The organism is Cryptosporangium aurantiacum (assembly GCF_900143005.1).
Lineage (GTDB): Bacteria > Actinomycetota > Actinomycetes > Mycobacteriales > Cryptosporangiaceae > Cryptosporangium > Cryptosporangium aurantiacum.
In genome coordinates, this window is record NZ_FRCS01000001.1 from 523,879 (window position 1) to 542,670 (window position 18,792).

Here is an 18,792-nt window from a genome sequence, read left to right on the forward strand (position 1 = left end):
AAGCCCGACGCCGTGGAAGCGCCCGACTCGATCCTGCCGGACGCCCCGCCTCCGTCGATCGACGAGAGCGTCGACCTGCCGGAGCCGGAAGCACACGTCAGCGTCGGCGAGAAGCTGCTGGAGATGCGGAACATCACGCTGCGCTTCGGCGGCGTCACCGCGCTCGACGGCGTCGACTTCGCGATCAACCGGGGCGAGATCCTCGGCCTGATCGGTCCGAACGGCGCGGGTAAGACGACGTGCTTCAACGTGATGACCGGCGTCTACCAGCCCACCGACGGAACCGTGTGGTTCGACGGGAAGAAGCTGGGCCGGCGGAAGAAGTACCAGATCACCCGGCTGGGCATCGCCCGGACGTTCCAGAACATCCGGCTGTTCCCGGAGATGAGCGCGCTGGAGAACGTCATGGTGGGCGCCGACGCCCGCCACAAGACGAGCGTCCCCGGCGCGGTCTTCCGGCTCAGCCCGCGGCACTTCCGTGAGGAGCGGGAGGGCCGCGAGCGCGCGATGGAGCTGCTGCGGTTCGTCGGCATCGCGGACCTGGCGCACGCCGCCGCCCGCAACCTGCCGTACGGGTATCAGCGGCGGCTGGAGATCGCCAGAGCGCTGGCCACCGAGCCGACGCTGCTCTGCCTGGACGAGCCGGCCGCCGGCTTCAACCCGGCGGAGAAGGCCGAGCTGATGGACCTGATCCGGGCCATCCGCGACCAGGGCTACACGGTCCTGCTCATCGAGCACGACATGCGTCTGGTGATGGGCGTGACCGATCGGATCGTCGTCCTCGAGTTCGGCAAGAAGATCGCCGAGGGAACCCCGGCCGAGGTCCGCGACAACCCGGCGGTCATCGCCGCCTATCTCGGGGTGCCGGAGGGAGAGCCGACCGATGTTGCTTGAGATCACCGACCTGGCGGTCGCCTACGGCCGGATCGAGGCGCTGCACGGAATCAGCATCCAGGTCGACGCCGGCGAGATCGTGACGCTGATCGGTGCCAACGGCGCCGGGAAGAGCACGACGATGCGGGCGATCTCCGGTCTCCGGCCGGCCAGCCGCGGAAGCATCATCTTCGACGGCGAGGACATCACCAACCTGCGCGCGGACCTCCGCGTGACCCGGGGCATCTCGCAGGCCCCCGAGGGCCGGGGCATCTTCCCCGGCATGTCGGTGATGGAGAACCTGGACATGGGCACGTATGCCCGGAAGGACCGGCGTAGCCCGGCCAGGGACGCCGACCTGGAGCGGGTGTTCGCGCTGTTCCCCCGGCTGAAGGAGCGGCGGACGCAGGTCGCGGGCACGATGTCCGGCGGTGAGCAGCAGATGCTGACGATCGGCCGGGCGCTCATGGCCCGGCCGCGGCTGCTGCTGCTCGACGAGCCGTCGATGGGCCTGGCTCCGATGCTGATCCAGCAGATCTTCTCGATCATCAAGGAGATCAACGCCCAGGGCATCACGGTGCTGGTCGTCGAGCAGAACGCCCAGCAGGCGCTCTCGATCGCCGACCGCGCGTACATCCTCGAGACCGGGTCGATCGTCAAGTCCGGCCAGGGCCGTGACATGCTCGGGGACCCCGCGATCAAGGCGGCGTACCTGGGTGTGGCGTAACACTCCGTTCACGACGTAAGGCACAACCCCGCGGGCCGGCTCAGCGCCGAAGCCGGCTCGCGGGTCGCAGGTCCACCAGTCAACGCAGCTGGTGAGAGGTACCGTCGGCCGTTGTCGGTCGGCGGCGGTTCCGTCGGATCCCCTCGACCGGCGGCAATTTTCCGGGAGGTAACTCCAAATGCGCTCGCTCCCCGTCGGCCGCGGCCGTCGAATGTTCGCCACGGTCGCCGTGCTCGCCGCTGTCGCGGCCGGACTCGCCGGTTGCGGCGACGACCCCAGCGACTCGTCCTCCGAGTCGTCGCCAGCCCCGACCGCCTCGGCTGACTCGGCCCTGGCCGACAAGGTGCCGGACGCGATCAAGGCGGACGGCAAGATCCTGGTCGGTACCGACTCGTCGTACGCGCCGAGCGAGTTCCTCGCCGAGGACGGCAAGACGATCCAGGGCTTCGACGTCGACCTGTTCACCGCCGTCGCGCAGAAGCTCGGACTGAAGGCCGAGTTCCAGACCGCGGACTTCGACGCGATCATCCCGGGCATCGGCTCCGGTAAGTACGAGGTCGGCGTCTCCTCGTTCACGATCAACGCCGAGCGCAAGAAGACCGTCGACATGGTCAGCTACTTCAACGCCGGCACCCAGTGGGCGACGAAGAAGGGCAACCCGGAGAAGCTCGACATCGACAACGCGTGCGGCAAGAAGATCGCGGTGCAGCAGGGCACCGTGCAGGTCGACGACATCACCGCCCGGTCGAAGAAGTGCACCGACGCCGGCAAGAAGGCGATCACGATCGACCAGTACCAGGGCCAGGACCAGGCCACCGCCGCCGTGGTGTCCGGTAAGGACGCCGCGACGCTCGCCGACTCGCCGGTCGCCGCCTACGCGGTGGAGCAGACGAACGGCCAGCTGGAGCTGCTCGGCGACATCTACGAGGCCGCGCCGTACGGCTACGTGCTGAAGAAGGACCAGGCCGAGTTCGCGCAGGCCGTCGCCGACGCGGTCAAGGCGCTGATCGCCGACGGCAGCTACAAGACGATCCTGGAGAAGTGGGGCGTCGAGGCCGGCGCGATCACCGACCCGGCCGTCAACCCCTGATTCCCTCATGACAGTGTGCCCCGGCCGGCTCTTCCGCTCCGCTCCTCGGTCGCTAGGGCTCCCTGCGATGCTCACTTCGGAGCCGACCTCATGACTTCGTCGGAAGACTCGGACGACACCTCGGGAGGCGCCCTCGCGGCGCCTCCCGAGAGGGAACGTCCCGAGCCGATCAAGGCCGTACCGGTCCGCCACCCCGGGCGTTGGGTGGCGGCCGTGGTCGTCCTGATCCTGGTCGCGATGTTCGTCCACATGCTGGTGACGAACGACGCGTTCCAGTGGTCGTTCATGGTCGATCACATGTTCCGGTCGCCGATCATCGAGGGCGTTCGCACCACGCTGGTGATGACCGTCCTGGCGATGATCATCGGCGTGATCCTGGGTGTCATCGCCGCGGTGATGCGGCTGTCGCCGAACCCGATCCTGGCCGGGGCGGCCTGGCTCTACACGTGGTTCTTCCGGGCGGTGCCGCGGCTCGTGCTGCTGGTGCTGTTCGGCAACCTGGGCATCCTCTACGCGCGGTTCGAGATCGGGCTGCCGTTCGACCGGCAACTCGGGAACCTGCTCGGGTTCGATCTGGACGCCCGCTTCTTCGGCATCGACGCCAACGACCTGCTGTCCGGCTTCTACGCCGGTCTGATCGGGCTGGCGCTCTCCGAGGGCGCGTACATGGCGGAGATCGTCCGCGCCGGTATTCAGTCGGTCGACCCTGGCCAGACCGAGGCGTCGCAGGCGCTGGGCATGTCCCGGACGGCGACGATGCGCCGCATCGTCCTGCCGCAGGCCATGCGCGTGGTGGTGCCGCCGACCGGCAACGAGACGATCGCGATGCTCAAGGACACCTCGCTGCTCGCCGCCGTCCCGATCAGCAACGAGTTGTTCTTCCAGCTGCAGGCGGTGGGCACCCGGACGTTCCAGGTGTTCCCGATGCTGGTCGCCGCATGTCTCTGGTACCTGGCCCTGACCAGCGTTCTGATGGTCGGTCAGTATTTCCTGGAGCGGTACTTCGGCCGAGGGTTCGGAACGCAGCCGCGCCGGCGAAGGACACTTCGGGGCCGGCCGGCCGCCGGTGAGGGAACGGGGGGCGCATGAGTACCGAACCGACGGTGGGCACCCCGATGGTGCTGGCGGACAACGTCCACAAGTCGTTCGGGCATTTGGAGGTGCTCAAGGGGATCGACCTGCGGGTCGATCCCGGCGAGGTGATGTGCATCCTCGGCCCGTCCGGCTCGGGCAAGTCGACGTTCCTGCGCTGCATCAACCACCTGGAGAAGATCAACGCGGGCAAGCTCTGGGTGGACGGCCGCCTGGTCGGCTACCAGGAGCGCGGCGGCAAGCTGCACGAGCTGTCGGAGAAGCACATCGCGGCCCAGCGCCGCGATATCGGCATGGTGTTCCAGCGCTTCAACCTGTTCCCGCACAAGACCGTCCTCGACAACGTGATCGAGGCGCCGGTGCAGGTGAAGCGCGAGCGCAAGTCCGAGGCCAAGGAGCGGGCTCGTGTTCTGCTCGACCGGGTCGGGCTCGGCGACAAGGTGGACAGCTACCCGAGTCAGCTCTCCGGTGGCCAGCAGCAGCGGGTGGCGATCGCTCGGGCGCTGGCGATGCGTCCGAAGCTGATGCTGTTCGACGAGCCGACCTCGGCGCTCGACCCCGAGCTGGTCGGCGAGGTGCTCGACGTGATGCGTGGGCTGGCGCAGGACGGCATGACGATGGTCGTCGTCACGCACGAGATCGGGTTCGCCCGCGAGGTCGGCGACAGCCTGGTGTTCATGGACGGTGGTGTGGTCGTCGAGTCCGGCCCGCCGCGCGACGTCATCACGAATCCCCAGCACGAACGCACGAAGGCGTTCCTCTCGAAGGTGCTGTAAGGGCCGGTCCGGGGCCGCCGATAGGCTGCCCCGGTGGCACCAGCGGGGTATGCGCTCGGCATCGACTTCGGAACCTCGAACACGGTGGCGGTCCTGCGGCACCCCGACGGCCGGGTCGAGTCGCTGCTGTTCGACGGATCGCCGCTGCTCGCGTCGGCGGTGTTCGCCGACCCGGACGGTCAGCTGCTGACCGGGCGGGACGCGCTGCACTCCGCGCGTACCCGGCCGGAATGCCTGGAGCCGAACCCCAAACGCCGGATCGACGACGGCAAGGTGCTGCTCGGCGCCCACGAGATCCCGGTCGTGGACCTGCTCACCGCGGTGTTGACGCGGGTGGTCGTGGAGGCGACGCGGGTCGCGGGCCGGGTTCCGGACGACGTCGTCCTCACCCACCCGGTGTCGTGGGGACCGCGCCGGCTCGACCTGCTGCACCGGGCCGCGACGTCGGCCGGGCTGGGTGACCCCGTCCTGGTGCCGGAGCCGGTCGCGGCGGCCCAGGGTTTCCTCGCGCTGCCGGACGTCCGGCTCTCGGCGGGTGAGATCGCCGTCGTCTACGACCTCGGCGGCGGGACGTTCGACGCGACGGTGGTCCGGCGGACCGCGGACGGCTTCGACGTGCTCGCCGCGGAAGGCCTGGCGGACGTCGGTGGCCTGGACATCGACGCGGCGGTCTTCGGTTACCTCGGTGCCGCGCTCGCCACCAGGGACGGCGTCGCGTGGGGCCGCCTGCAGTCGCCGGCCACGGCCGGCGACCGGCGCGCGGCTCGGCTGCTGTGGGACGACATCCGGACCGCGAAGGAGATGCTGTCCCGGTCGTCGACCGCGGACCTGCACGTGCCCCTGTTCGGCGACGAGCTCCCGCTCGGTCGCGAGCAGCTCGACGGTCTGGCCCGGCCACTGCTCGAACACACGGTGGACGCCACGCGCGCGGCACTTCGGGCGGCCCGCGTCACCGAGGTCGCCGGCGTGTTCCTGGTCGGTGGCTCGAGCCGGATCCCGCTGGCGTCGACGCTGCTGTTCCAGCGCCTCGGGGTGGCGCCGACCGTGGTGGAGAGCCCGGAGCTCGTCGTCGCCCGCGGAGCGCTGCTCGCCGCAGCCGAAACATCCACGGCAGGCACCCGGACCGCAGCCGGCGCCGGGGACCGATCCACCGCCGGAGCCGGGCAGCGGCGGAAGCCGGCGGATGCCGCGACGTCCGCGCTGCGGTCGCGGCGGCGCTGGTGGGCAGCGGCGGCGGCGACAGTGGTGACGCTCGCCGTCGTGGCCGGCGTCGTGTTCGCGAACACCCCCGGTGACGCCGAGCCCGCCGACGCGGCGGGGACCAGCGCACCGGCGGTGGCCGGCACCACGACCGCGGCGAAGGCCGCTCCGGCGCGCTCTGCGTCCGGGAGCCCGAGCGCCTCGCCGTCCGCGAGCCCGGTGTGCGGCCGGAAGCTGGCCGTGCTCGGCCCGTTGACCGGCGCCAGCTACGCCCGTGGCGTCCCGATCTTCAACGGGGCCAAGCTCGCGGTCGACGCGTACAACGCCGAGCACCCGGGCTGCACGGTGACGCTGGCGCGGTTCGACTCCCGCGGCCTGCGGGACGTCGCCGCCGAACGGGCCGCGGAGATCGTCGCCGACCCGTCGATCGTCGGACTGGTCGGGCCGACGTTCTCCGGTGAGACGCTGAGCGCCGCGCCGGTCTTCGAGCAGGCCGGGCTTCCGATGATCTCGCCGTCGGCGACGTCCTCGACGCTGTCCACGCGCGGGTGGCAGGTCTTCCACCGCGTACTGGGCGACGACGTGCGGCAGGCGGCACCAGCGGCGAAGTACCTGGCCGCCGCGGGCCTGAAGCGGGTGTATCTCGTCGCGGAGAACTCCGAGTACGGCACCGTGATGGCCGACGCGATGCGGGCCGAGCTCGGGAGCGCGGTGATCGGCACCGGAACCGTCCGGGACGGACAGACCGACTTCACCGCGCTGGCCGAGACGATCCTCGCGGCGAATCCGCAAGCCGTGTATTACGCGGGCTACTCCGACGAGGCCGGGCTGCTGCGCAAGCGGCTCACGACCGCCGGTGGCAGCACGATCACGCTGGTCGGCGGCAGCGCGATGCTGGCCGACACGTTCCCGCGTGTGGCCGGGGACAGCGGCACCGGCACGGTCGTCACCTGCGGCTGTGCCCCCGTGTCCGAGTTGCCGCACCGCTTCCGTTCGGCCTACGCCACGACGTTCGGCGCCGATCCCGAGCACTACGCCGCCGAGGCCTACGACGCCGCGAACGTGCTGCTGGCCGCGCTGGCGGGGGGCCGGTCCACGCGCGCCGACGTGCTGGCGTTCCTGGACGCCTACTCCGGTCAGGGCCTGACGAAGCCGCTCGCGTTCGACGACCGGGGTGAGGTGGAAGCAAGCGTCGTCTGGGCGTATCGGGTCGAGGGCGCGAAGTTCGTCCCGCTACGGCGGCTCGATTGAGAGCGGATCGCACCACCCGCCAGTGGTACCTTCTGGTACCGAGGGCTGCGGGAGGCGAACATGGTGACCAGCGTCGAGATGCCGACCGGCCAGGCGCGCCCGGCGACGAGCGTCCGCATCGGGCCGGTGATCGAGCAGCGTGAGCGGCGCCGCACGACGACCAGCGACGGGCTGCGGCTCCCTCCGGGGCCGGGCTTCTCGTTCGAGCGGCTGTCCGGCTTCCGCCGGGAGCATCTGCCCTGGATGATGCGGGCAACCGCGCGGCGCTGGCCGGGCGTCGCCTATCTCGGGCTGCTCGGCCGTCACCTGTACCTGGTCTCCGAACCGGAGCTGGTGCGTCAGGTGCTGATCGCCGACGGCCGGAAGGTCGACAAGGGCGAGGCGCTCCGCACCGCGAACATCGTGCTCGGCGAAGGGCTGATCACCGCGAAGCGCGAGCTGCACCTGCCACGGCGCAGGCTGGTCAACCCCGCGTTCGCGCACGCCCGGATGGCCGGGTACTCGACCGGCATGGTGGACGCCGCCCGCGCGGCCGACGCGCGCTGGCAGGACGGGCAGCGGGTCGACTTCGCCCGGGAGATGTCCCGGCTCACGCTCGACATCATCGGCCGCACGGTCCTGGGCGCCGATCTGGATGCGCAGTGGCAGCACGTCGGCAAGGAGTTGACGCTGGCGCTGCGCGGCTGGGAGGCGATGATGGTGCCGGGCGGTGCCTGGTACCTGAAGCTGCCGCTGGAGGCGCCGCGGCGGTTCTGGGCCGCGGCCGACAACCTGCACGAGATCGTCCGGCGCATTCTGGCCGTCGACACCGGCGGCGAGAGCGTCGTCGACGAGATGCGCCGAGCCCGGGACAACGGCGCCGCGCTCGACGACGACGCGCTGCACGACGAGACGATGAACCTGATGCTCGCCGGTCACGAAACCACCGCGCTGGCGCTGACCTGGGCGTTCTGGCTGCTCTCCCGGCATCCCGGGGAGGCCGCCGCGTTACGGGAGTCGCTGACCGACGCGCTCGGCGACCGGGAACCGGGCTACGGCGACCTCCGCGAGCTGCACCGCGCCTACGCGGTCGTCGCCGAGACGCTCCGGCTGTTCCCGCCGGCCTGGATCCTGGAGCGGGAAGCGGAGCAGGACCTGACGCTCGGCGAATGGACCGCGCCGGCCGGATCGACGGTGCTGGCCTCGCAGTTCGTGCTCCACCGCGACCCGCGGTTCTGGCCGTCGCCGGACGCCTTCCGCCCGGAGCGGTGGCTCGACGCGGACGGCCGGTTCAGCGAGGAGAACCCCGGTGTCCCGCGCGGGTCGTGGTATCCGTTCGGCGCCGGTACCCGGATCTGCATCGGTGAGTCGTTCGCCTGGACCGAGGCCGTGCTGGTGCTGGCCGTCCTGGCCCGGCGGTGGTCGCTCCGGGTCGACCCGGAGCACCGGATGGCGCTGCACGCCGCGATCACGCTGCGCCCGGCCCACGGGCTCCCCGGCGTACTCAGGCGCGCGGAGTGAGGTTCTGCAGACGCACCTGACCGCGCGCGACCAGGCGGCCGTCCTCGTCGTGGGTCTCGACGACCCAGACCTGCTGCGACCGGCCCCGGTGCACCGGCGAGGCGACCGACCGCAGCCGGGCACCGTCGGTGGTCGGGCGGTAGAAGTCGGTGGAGTTGTTCGCACCGACGACCTGACCGCGTTCGCCCAGCCAGACGGCCGCGCCGGTGCTGGCCAGGCTCTCCACCACCGCGCAGTGGACGCCGCCGTGCAGGATGCCGTACGGCTGGAGCAGCTCGGCCCGCACGGTCCAGCGGGCGACGATCTCGTCCGGCGTGACGGTGTCGAGTTCGAGCCCGAGGAACTTCGCGAACGGGCCGAGATCATCGCTGGAGAAGTTGGTCGGCAGCATGCTGCCAGCCTAGGTGCAGGAATTGTCGGTCGGTCTGACTAGGCTCGGGGTGTGAGCCAGACCGCCTCCAGACTGCTCCTGCTCGACGGCCACTCGCTGGCGTACCGCGCGTTCTTCGCGCTGCCGGTGGAGAATTTCTCCACGACCACCGGCCAACCGACGAACGCGGTGTACGGCTTCACGTCGATGCTGATCAACGTGCTGCGCGACGAGAAGCCGACGCACCTCGCAGTCGCCTTCGACGTCTCCCGCACCTCGTTCCGCACCGAGGCGTACGCGGAGTACAAGGCGGGCCGGTCCGAGACGCCGTCCGACTTCAAGGGTCAGGTCAGCCTGATCCAGGAGATCCTCGACGCGCTCCAGATCCCGTTCCTGAGCCTCGAGGGCTACGAAGCCGACGACATCCTGGCCACGCTGGCCACCGAGGCCAACGCCGCCGGCGCCGAGGTGCTCATCTGCTCCGGAGACCGGGACGCGTTCCAGCTCGTCAACGACAAGACCACGGTGCTGTACCCGAGGAAGGGTGTCTCCGACCTGGCCCGGGTCGACCCGGCCGAGGTCGTGGCACGCTACGGCGTTCCGCCGACGCTGTACCGGCACCTGGCCGCGCTGGTCGGCGAGTCCAGCGACAACCTGCCCGGCGTCCCCAAGGTCGGGCCGAAGACCGCGGCGAAGTGGCTCACCCAGTACGGCTCGCTGGAGGGCCTGGTCGAGCACGTCGACGAGGTCAAGGGCATGGCGGGGGAGAATCTGCGCGCCCACCTCGCCGACGTGCTGCGCAACTACCAGATCAACGCGTTGATGACCGACCTCGAGCTGCCGCTGCACCTCTCCGACCTGGAGCGGCGCTCGTGGGACCGGGAGAAGGTCCACCAGGTCTTCGACACCCTGCAGTTCCGGGTGCTGCGCGACCGGCTGTACGCGACGCTGGAGGCCGCGGAGCCGGAGGCCGACTCGACGATCGAGGTCGCCGGCGAGTTGCTCGGCCCGGACGCGGTCGCGCCCTGGCTGGCCGCGCACGCGCCGTCCGGCGTCCGCACCGGGGTGGCGTTCGACGGTTCGTGGGGGCGCGGCACCGGTGAGCTCCGCGCGATCGGTGTCGCGGGCGCCGACGGTGCCGCAGCCTGGTTCGAGCCGGCGCAGCTCACCGCCGCCGACGACGCCGCGGTGGCGGCCTGGCTCGCCGACGAGGCGCGCACGAAGGCGGTGCACGACGTCAAGGGGCCGCTGCTGGCGGTCACGGCTCGCGGCTGGACGCTCGCGGGCGTCACCGCCGACACCGCGCTGATCGCCTACCTGGTCCGGCCCGACCAGCGCACCTACGACCTGGCCGACCTGACGCTGCGGAACCTCCGGCGCGAGCTGCGGGCCGAGGGGCCGAGCGACGGGCAGCTCTCGCTCGACGGCCTGGACGAAGACTCGGCGAAGAAGCACCTGATGGAGAAGGCGCAGGCCACCCGCGAGCTGGCCGACGCGCTGGAGGCCGAGCTGGGGCAGCGCGGCGGCACCGCCCTGCTCACCGGCGTCGAGCTGCCGCTGGTGAAGGTGCTGGCCGACATGGAGCGGGTCGGCATCGCCGCCGACACCACGCACCTGGCCGACCTGGAGGCCCACTTCGCGGCCGAGGTGAAGGCCTCGGCGCAGGCTGCCTACGGTGTCGTCGGCCGGGAGTTCAACCTCGGATCGCCGAAGCAGCTGCAGGTGATCCTGTTCGACGAGCTCGGCCTGCCGAAGACCAAGCGGATCAAGACCGGGTACACGACCGACGCCGACTCGCTGCAGTGGCTGTACGCGCAGACCGAACACCCGCTGCTCGAGCACTTGCTGCGCCACCGTGACGTCGCGAAGCTGAAGACCACCGTCGACGGTCTGCTGAAGACCGTGGCGGACGACGGCCGGATCCACACGACGTACAACCAGACGATCGCGGCGACCGGTCGCCTCTCGTCCACCGACCCGAACCTGCAGAACATCCCGGTGCGCACCGAGGAGGGCCGCCGGATCCGGCGGGCGTTCGTCGTGGGGGAGGGGTACGAGACCCTGCTCACGGCCGACTACAGCCAGATCGAGATGCGGATCATGTCGCACCTCTCGGCCGACCCGACGCTGATCGAGGCGTTCACGTCCGGGCACGACTTCCACGCCGCGACGGCGGCCGGCGTGTTCGGCGTCGAGCCGACCGCGGTCAGCGGCGAGCAGCGCAGCAAGATCAAGGCGATGAACTACGGGCTGGCCTACGGGCTGTCCGCGTACGGGCTGTCGCAGCAACTCGGCATCACGACCGAGGAAGCCAAGGCGCTGATGACCGACTACTTCGAGCAGTTCGGCGGGGTGCGTGACTACCTGACCGCGGTGGTCGCCAGGGCCCGCGGTGAGGGCTACACCGAGACGATCCTCGGCCGCCGCCGGTACCTGCCCGACCTCAACAGCGACAACCGGCAGCGGCGCGAGATGGCGGAGCGGATGGCGTTGAACGCGCCGATCCAGGGGTCGGCGGCCGACATCATCAAGGTGGCGATGCTCGCGGTCGACAAGCGGATCCGCGAGGAGGGGCTGCGGTCGCGCCTGCTGCTGCAGGTGCACGACGAGCTGGTGTTCGAGACCGCGCCGGGCGAGCGCGAGGCGCTGGAGGCGCTGGTACGCGACGCGATGGGCGCCGCGTACCCCCTAGACCTCCCCCTCGACGTCAGCGTCGGCGTCGGCCGAACCTGGGACGACGCCGCCCACTGATCTGGGCGGCCCGCCCAGAACGACGCTGGCAGGCGAGCGCGAGGACTTGAGACGCCAGGGCCAAGGTCGCGGCGTCCTCGCGCTCGACAGCCAGCGCCGCCCTGGGCGGGCTCCACGTTAGAACGATGCGCGGCCTTCGGCGCGCTCAGCCGTGGTTCCGCCCTGCTGTTGTCTCGAGGCCTCGCGCGGCCGTCAGGCTCGCCCCCTCAGCGGGCCGTCTCCAGGAGGCGCTGGGCCTCGTTGAGGTAGGAGCTGCTGACCAGGACGTCGTACCGGCCGGCGGCCAGGGAGCTGCGGGACGCGAAGTCTCGCTGCCCACCGCTCAGCGAATGCGCGGCCAGCCCGAAGATCGCCCCCCACACGGCACCGATCACGATCGCGGTCAGGATCACCGCGACCCACGACCCGAAGCTGTTGTCGGTGAAGATCCCGAGCAGCAGCCCGAAGAACAGCCCGAACCACGCGCCCGACCCGGCGCCGGCGCCCGCGGCCTTGCTGAGCGTCATCCGGCCGATCACCTGCTCCACGAGGCGCAGGTCGGTGCCGATGATCGTGGTGTGCTCCACCGGGAACTTCTGGTCGGAGAGGTGGTCGACGGCTCGCTGAGCGGAGAGGTAGTCGCCGTAGCTGGCGAGCAGCGTGCGATCGATGTCGTTCGCACCGGTGGGTGTGCCGGCCGACGGTCCGACAGGGATGGTCATAACGTACTCCCGGACAGAACGAGTGGACGCGGCGAGCACCGCGCCTCGCCGCACGGATACCCCGGCCGCGCCTCGCGAACCCCACCGTTACCGGGCCGAGATACTGAAACGGTCCTGGACTGCCACTGTGGACCAAAATCAGAGGTTTTCTGCCCCCGGCTGCGGGGACCCCCGACGCGGCTCGGGAGACCCGTGCCACACTCACCGCCATGTCCTTACTCCCGGGTAAAACAGCCGGTGGACCGCTGCTGCGCACGGTCGCGCTCAGCTGCGTGATCGTGTTGGTCCTGGCGGTGGCCGGGTGCACCGCCGACGGCGACGAGGACCCGACGGCGCCCCGATCGTTCCGCGACTGCGGCGAGATCGCCTGCACCGGCGAGATCGACGGCGCCCGCTACCAGATCCGGCTGCCGGAGGTCTGGAACGGCACCCTGCTGCTGTACTCGCACGAGTTCCGCTCCGCCGACCCGTTCCCGCCCGCGTTCGAGGAGCCGCGGACCGACGCGCCGGTCGCCGGCGACAACGGCGCCGCGAACCGCCTGCTGGAAGCCGGCTATGCGCTGGCCGGCTCGTCCTGGTCGCGCAACGGGTACGCGCTCCGCGAAGGCGTGCAGGCCGGGCAGCAGCTCTACGAGTTCTTCCGGACGACGGTCGGTGAGCCTGCCCGCACCTACGTCTGGGGTGAATCGCTCGGCGGTGTCGTCACCGAGTTGCTCGCCGAGCGGGAGGACTGGGTCGATGCGGCGCTGCCGATGTGCTCCACGCTCGCCGGTACGAACCCGAACTTCGACCTCGCGCTCGACATCGCGTTCGCGTTCAAGACGCTGATCTACCCGGAGATGAAGCTGACCGGCTTCGCCAGCTACGCCGAGGCCAAGGCCACCTGGACGGAGATGCGGCGCCGCGCCACCGCCGCGCTGTCCGGTGGCGCGGACCAGCTCGGGCGCCTGATGCTGGTCAGCGCGCTCGGAAACCAGGTGTGGAAGTCGCGGGACCACGACGACGCGACGATCGAGTCCAGGATCGACGCCGGGATGGACATCCTGTTCGAGGTCATGGGGTACGCGACGATCGTCCGCTACGACCTGGAGCAGCGAGTCGGGGGCAACCCGTCGACGAACGTCACCGCGCAGTACGGGCAGCGCATCTCGGCCAAAGAGAAGGAGGAGATGGCGTTCATCGACCCGGACGGGCTGGACGGCCTTCTCGCCGAGCTCGAGGCGGCGCCGCGGATCACTGCGAACCCCGCGGCGCGGAAGGCCGCCGACGCGCTGGGCGACCCGACCGGCAAGCTGCGGGTGCCGACGCTCACCGTCCACACCGGGTACGACGCGACCGCGATCGTCCAGAACGAGACGGTCTTCGCCAACCGGGCGCTGCGGACGACCGGCCGCAGCGGCGACCTGATGCAGATCTATACGACGCCGCCGCCCAAGTACACCGGGAAGGGCGCGCCGTACGGCGCCGGGCACTGCAACTTCACGACCGACGAGCGGGTCGGCGCGATCAGCAACCTCGACCGGTGGGCACGCACCGGTACCCGGCCCTCGCTGGTCGACATCGGGATCACGATGCGCGGCACGTCGAAGGCCACCGGCTTCGACCCGGTGTTCGTGCCCGGTCAGTGGCCCGCCGAGCGCGAGGTCCAGTAGTCAGCCCGCGAGGGTGGCGGGCTCCGCGACACGGTGGGCTGCCGCGGAGCCGACGCGCAGCAGCACCACCGCGACCAGCACGCTGCCCACCGCCGTCGCCAGCGCCACCACCGCGGTGTGGGTGAGCGAGTACGGACGCCAGGTCAGCACCGCCACGGCCTCGACCGCGGCGGCCGCCCAGAGCGGCGCCGCCACCCACCGGTAACCGGCCGCGATCCGCGCGGTCAGGAACAGGTTGACCAGGGCCCACCCCGCACCAGCGGCGGCGAACAGCCACACCTCGTCGGCCAGCCCCGCGTACTCGCCCTTGCCCGCGACCCGCACCGCGAGGTCACCGGCGACCACGGTCGCCAGCACGCCGATCAGCCCAGTGGTTGCCACGACCAGCCCGCTCACCAGCAGCGCACGCCGCTGCCCCTGCGCCAGCCGGGGGAGCGCGACGACCGCGACGACCTGCGGAGCCCAGTAGGCCGCGTTGGTGAGGATCGCGCCGACCGCGTACTCGCCGCTGACCTCCGCCGGCAGCACCGCCCTGGCCAGCAGCAGGTCGGCGTTGACCAGCGCCAGCATCGCCAGCATCGCGCTGCACGCCCCGAGCACCTCGCCGATCCGGGGCGAGCCGACGCCCGACGCCTGCCGCACCGGCCGGGACAGCGCGTACGCGGCCACCAGCGCCAGCGCCCCGCCGACCGCCACGCCGAGCAGCGTCCAGAACGCGCTGCGCCCGAGCACCAGGCCGATCAGCCCACCACCGGAGCGTCCGACCGCGACGACGCCGGTGAGGATCGCGAGCCGCCCGAACCGTTCGGCGCCCTGCAGCAGCCCCAGATGGATGCCGGCCGCGTTGAGCGGCCCCACCGCGGCGGCGAGCGCGACGGCCGGCCAGACGCTCGGCAGGTGCAGCACCGCGGCCAGCACCGGCGAGGCCAGCACCAGCACCGCGGACGTCGCGACCGACAGCCGGATCCCGGTCGTCACCAGGCGATCGGGGTCGCTGGTGCCCTTCGCGGTGCGGACGGCCGCCACGGTCTGCGTCCCGACCTGGAGCACGGTCGCGACGGTCAGCAGCGCGATCAGCGCGCCGAGCGCGCCGTTCTCGTCGGTGTCGAGCAGCCAGTTGCCGCCGAGCCGCAGCCCGTACGCGAGCACGTTCGCCGCCATCGCGGCGGCGGCGACCAGCGTGGCCCCAGCGGCAAATCGAGCTGCTGCGCTGCTGGTCGACTGCGGCGCGGACATGTGCCTCCTTGCGTGCGCGTCCCCCGGTTACGGTGACACTTCCGGACCCGGAAAGTGCACAGCCTAACTACTCGCGGGTAGGTTTCGGGCCGTTGAGCGCCAGATCGAGGAGGACGCGTGGCTCGACGCTCCGCCGAGCACGTGCTCGCGGCCGGCCTCGTGCTCCTGCTGCTCGGTCCGGTGCTCCGCCCGGGCTACGTGCTGGCCTACGACATGGTGGCCACCCCCGAGGTGCCGTTCACCGCGGCGTCGCTGGGCTGGGGCGACGGATTGCCCCGTGCGGTGCCGCAGGACGCCGTACTCGCCGTGCTGACCACTGTCGTGCCGGGCTGGGTCGTCCAGCTCGTCGCGCTGGCCGCGGTCGTCTGGCTGGCGGTGGTCGGGGCGGCCCGGTTGGTGCCGAGCGACCGGCTGCTCGTTCGGCTGGTGGCCGGCGCGGCGTACGGGTGGAACGCGTTCGTCGCCGAGCGTCTCCTGATCGGACACTGGGGGTTGCTACTCGGTTACGCCGCGCTACCGTGGATCGTCCGGGCGGCGCGGGCAGCGCGCACGGGTGCACCGGCTGCGCCGGTGGTGGGCTGGGCCGCGTTGGCGGCCCTGACCCCGACCGGTGGGTTGCTCGCCGCGGTCACCGCGTCCGTGATCCTCTGCTGGCCCTCCAAGCGCTCTTCGGACGCCGGGCAAGGCGACGCCGAGCAGGGCGACGCCGAGCAGGGCGACGCCGAGCGCGGGGAGCCCCGGACCCGGCCGCGGCCAGGGTGGGCACTGGCGGTGGCCGCGCTGAACGCCCCCTGGGTCGTCGCAGGCGCGGTCGCCCGGGTGAGCGCCGTCTCCGACCCGGACGGCGTCGCGGCGTTCGCAGCCAGGGCGGAGAACTGGTCCGGGACGCTCGGTGCGCTGCTGGGGCTCGGTGGCGTCTGGAACGCCGAGGTGGTCCCGGCGAGCCGGACCGTCGTCGTCGCGCCGCTTTTCACGCTGCTGGTCCTCGTGATCGCGGCGGTCGGGTTCGGTCGGCTCGCGCGCGCCTGGGGCCGCGGGCCGACGACGGCGCTGGCCGTCGTGGCGGCCGCTGCCCTCCTGGTCGCCGTGTTCGGTGCGCTGCCCGGCGGCGCGCACGCGCTGGGCGTCCTTGTGGAGCACGTGCCCGGCAGCGGCCTGCTGCGGGACGGCCAGAAGTTCCTCGCGCCGTACGCGCTCCTGCTCGCGCTGTGCTTCGCGCTCGGCGTCGAGCGGCTCACCGACGCCCTGCGGACGCGAGGCGCGCGGACGGCGGCGGTCGCTGCCACGGTCGCGGCTCTGGTGTACCCGGTGCTGGTGCTGCCCGACCTGGCCTGGGGCGGGGCCGGACGGCTGGTCTCGGTGCGGTACCCGGCCGACTGGGACCGGGTCGCGGCGACGCTGGCCGCCGATCCGCGCGGCGAGATGGCCGTGCTGCCGTTCTCGACGTTCCGGGCGTTCGGCTGGAACGGCAACCGCACCGCGCTCGACCCGGCTCCCCGGTACTTCCCGGTGGACGTGGTGGTCGAGGACGCGTTGCCGGTGGACACCGGCGGCGGCGACGGGATCGTCGGCGGCGAGAGCAGCCGGGCCGCCGAGGTCCGGGACGCCCTGGCCGGCGGGCGGTCGCTGACCACGGCCGGCATTCGCTGGGTGCTGGTCGAGCGGGGGACGCCGGGTCCGGTGCCCGCGTCCGCGCTGACCGGCTACCGACCCGTCTGGACCGGTAGCGACCTCGTGCTCTACCGGGCCGAGTCAGCGCCCCCGCCGCCGTCCGGCTCTGAAACGGTACGGGTGACCGCCGTGGTGGGTGGGTATGCCGTAGCCATTGGCGTTCTGCTCGGGGCCTTGGCATCATGGGCGGTCTTCAGGTCGCGGTCACGGAGAAGCGATTTTCGCGCTTCTCCCTCCGCAATGAGGTGAAGACTTCCCGCACCGAGCTACTGCTTGGTAACGTCACCACCGCTTCATATGTGGAGGGAGCCATAATGAGCTCGTTTCTCTCGATCATCGTCGCTGCCGTGATCGGCGTCGTACTTGCGGTGGCGACCACCATCGGGATTGTGAGCGTCAGCAAGCAGTCGCCCGACAACACGCCTGCGGTCAGCAAGCCGCTGGTGCAGTACGGGCACCGCTGAGCTCGAAGCTGGTCGTGTCGCTGCCGCGGGCAGTGGCCGACCAGTAGTTTTTGCACGGCGAGGGTCGGCGTTGCCGCGGTCTGGTGACTGCGGTACGTCGGCCCTTTATGCATTCAGGACACATCACCCATCAGTGTCGGCTTTTTGGGTCGCTGATAACAATTCGGTAGCGATGTTTTGGCAACTCGCCCATTGCTACTGAATTTTCGTGCTCGGTACCGAAATGCATGCGGTACCCAACGGATAACTGGCTGTAATCGACGGAACCGAGCGTTTTCGTCAGCCGGTGATGTCGTCGACCAGCGCGGCAAAGCGCTTGCCGGTTTCGTCCCAGGTGAAACGGCCGGCGTGTGCACGCGCCGCCTCGCCCATCGACGTTCGTAACCTGTCGTCCCGGACGATTCGGGCGCAATGCCCGATGAATTCGTCCTCGTCGTCGGCGAGGAAGCCGGTCTCGCCGTCCACGACCGACTCGGCGACGCCGCCGGCGTTACGGAACGCGACCGCGGGCGTGCCGTGGGCGGCAGCCTCGATGACCGAGAGGCCCCAGCCCTCCTTGAGCGAGGGCACCAGCATCGCCCAGGATTCGGCCAGCAGTCGCTGCTTCTCGTCCTCGTCGACGAAGCCGGCGAACCGGACCCGGTCGCTGATCCCGAGCCGGGCGGCCTCCTCGCGTAACGGTTCGAGCCACCAGCCCTGCCCGGCGACGACCAGCCTGATGTCCGGGTGGTCGGCCGACAGCCGCTGGACGGCGCGTAACGCGACCTCGACCCGCTTGTGCGGCACCAGGCGGCCGAGCACCAGGAGCGTGGGGGAGGTGGCGCGGGTCCGCGGCCGGGGGTCGGGCGGCGGTGTTCCGTTGTGGATGATCGTGATCCGCTCGGGGTCCACCCCGAGTTCGGTCAGCTCGGCGCGCGTCGATTCGGAGACCGCGACGTAGCGGCAGCTCCGGTGCACACGCGGCGACAGCCAGGATTCCACCCACCAGCCGAACCGGGCCGCGACCGGGCCGAGCACGACCCGCCACTGCTCCCGGTGGACGTGGTGCACGAGCAGGACGACCGGCGTGCGGGCGTAGAGCCGGGAGAGGAACGGCAGTCCGTTCTGGACGTCGACCACCACACCGGGACGTCCCAGGCGCCCACGTAAGTACTCCCAGGCAGCCCGCGCGTACACTGTGTGACGGCCGCCGCGGCGTACAATCCGGACGCCATCCGGAGTGGTCTCCTCCGGGTCGCCGTATTCGTGCGCGGCGCACAAGATCGTGACCGGGTGGCCCCGGCGGGCCAGCGCTGCGGCCACTTGCTCCGCGTACAGCTCGGAGCCGCCGCCCTCGGGATTGCGAAGATCCCGCCAGTTGAAAATGAGTACGGCGGGTAGAGCAGCGGTTTCCACCACGCGTCTCCCTACCAATCAGTAACCTTGCCGCGACACCGTA

Annotated in this window: 15 protein-coding genes; 11 read left to right on the forward strand and 4 right to left on the reverse strand. The window is 71.2% G+C overall.

Annotated features, from left to right (window positions below):
• Positions 1 to 57: 57 nt before the first annotated feature.
• From BUB75_RS02255 to BUB75_RS02285, 7 genes are all read left to right on the forward strand, one after another.
• The gene (locus BUB75_RS02255) at positions 58 to 894 is read left to right on the forward strand and encodes an ABC transporter ATP-binding protein (RefSeq protein WP_342761114.1); all 837 of its coding nucleotides are present in this window, start codon (positions 58 to 60) and stop codon (positions 892 to 894) included.
• Positions 884 to 1,600: an ABC transporter ATP-binding protein gene (locus tag BUB75_RS02260; RefSeq protein ID WP_073250906.1), complete on the forward strand. Its 717-nt coding sequence runs from the start codon at positions 884 to 886 to the stop codon at positions 1,598 to 1,600. The genes BUB75_RS02255 and BUB75_RS02260 overlap by 11 nt, the downstream gene beginning before the upstream one ends.
• 178 nt (positions 1,601 to 1,778) lie before the next feature.
• The gene (locus tag BUB75_RS02265) at positions 1,779 to 2,690 is read left to right on the forward strand and encodes an ABC transporter substrate-binding protein (protein WP_073250908.1); all 912 of its coding nucleotides are present in this window, start codon (positions 1,779 to 1,781) and stop codon (positions 2,688 to 2,690) included.
• Positions 2,691 to 2,780: 90 nt separating this feature from the next.
• Entirely contained in the window at positions 2,781 to 3,779 is a 999-nt protein-coding gene (locus tag BUB75_RS02270) for an amino acid ABC transporter permease (protein WP_073250910.1), read from the forward strand.
• On the forward strand, positions 3,776 to 4,558 hold the full coding sequence (locus BUB75_RS02275) for an amino acid ABC transporter ATP-binding protein (RefSeq protein WP_073250912.1): 783 nt from the start codon (positions 3,776 to 3,778) through the stop codon (positions 4,556 to 4,558). Before BUB75_RS02270 ends, BUB75_RS02275 begins: the two co-directional genes overlap by 4 nt.
• Before the next feature lie 33 nt (positions 4,559 to 4,591).
• Entirely contained in the window at positions 4,592 to 7,009 is a 2,418-nt protein-coding gene (locus BUB75_RS02280; RefSeq protein ID WP_073250914.1) for an ABC transporter substrate-binding protein, read from the forward strand.
• 60 nt (positions 7,010 to 7,069) lie between these two features.
• The gene (locus tag BUB75_RS02285) at positions 7,070 to 8,509 is read left to right on the forward strand and encodes a cytochrome P450 (RefSeq protein ID WP_073250916.1); all 1,440 of its coding nucleotides are present in this window, start codon (positions 7,070 to 7,072) and stop codon (positions 8,507 to 8,509) included.
• On the opposite strand, the gene BUB75_RS02290 is transcribed toward BUB75_RS02285, so the two are convergent.
• Complete coding sequence (locus tag BUB75_RS02290) at positions 8,493 to 8,900, reverse strand: PaaI family thioesterase (RefSeq protein ID WP_073250918.1); 408 nt, start codon at positions 8,898 to 8,900, stop codon at positions 8,493 to 8,495. The genes BUB75_RS02285 and BUB75_RS02290 overlap by 17 nt on opposite strands.
• A gap of 51 nt (positions 8,901 to 8,951) precedes the next feature.
• Here BUB75_RS02290 and polA point away from each other — a divergent pair, with 51 nt between their 5' ends.
• Entirely contained in the window at positions 8,952 to 11,630 is a 2,679-nt protein-coding gene (gene polA, locus BUB75_RS02295) for a DNA polymerase I (protein WP_073250920.1), read from the forward strand.
• 206 nt (positions 11,631 to 11,836) lie between these two features.
• On the opposite strand, the gene BUB75_RS02300 is transcribed toward polA, so the two are convergent.
• Positions 11,837 to 12,331, reverse strand: coding sequence for a general stress protein (locus tag BUB75_RS02300; RefSeq protein WP_073250921.1), 495 nt, complete (start codon positions 12,329 to 12,331; stop codon positions 11,837 to 11,839).
• 209 nt (positions 12,332 to 12,540) lie between these two features.
• Here BUB75_RS02300 and BUB75_RS02305 point away from each other — a divergent pair, with 209 nt between their 5' ends.
• Positions 12,541 to 13,983 carry a hypothetical protein gene (locus BUB75_RS02305; protein ID WP_073250923.1) on the forward strand — a complete coding sequence of 481 codons (1,443 nt, stop codon included), beginning with the start codon at positions 12,541 to 12,543 and terminating at the stop codon, positions 13,981 to 13,983.
• On the opposite strand, the gene BUB75_RS02310 is transcribed toward BUB75_RS02305, so the two are convergent.
• Entirely contained in the window at positions 13,984 to 15,219 is a 1,236-nt protein-coding gene (locus BUB75_RS02310; RefSeq protein WP_073250925.1) for an oligosaccharide flippase family protein, read from the reverse strand.
• 117 nt (positions 15,220 to 15,336) lie between these two features.
• Here BUB75_RS02310 and BUB75_RS02315 point away from each other — a divergent pair, with 117 nt between their 5' ends.
• A complete protein-coding gene (locus BUB75_RS02315; RefSeq protein ID WP_073250927.1) occupies positions 15,337 to 17,139 on the forward strand; it encodes an MmpA family trehalose lipid delivery protein in 1,803 nt (600 codons plus the stop codon).
• A gap of 65 nt (positions 17,140 to 17,204) precedes the next feature.
• Positions 17,205 to 17,354, forward strand: a complete 150-nt coding sequence (locus BUB75_RS46025) for a DUF2613 family protein (RefSeq protein ID WP_178379741.1) — start codon at positions 17,205 to 17,207, stop codon at positions 17,352 to 17,354.
• A gap of 279 nt (positions 17,355 to 17,633) precedes the next feature.
• Here the strand turns inward: BUB75_RS46025 and BUB75_RS02325 are convergent, their stop codons facing one another.
• A complete protein-coding gene (locus BUB75_RS02325) occupies positions 17,634 to 18,752 on the reverse strand; it encodes a glycosyltransferase (protein ID WP_143174993.1) in 1,119 nt (372 codons plus the stop codon).
• Positions 18,753 to 18,792: the final 40 nt, after the last annotated feature.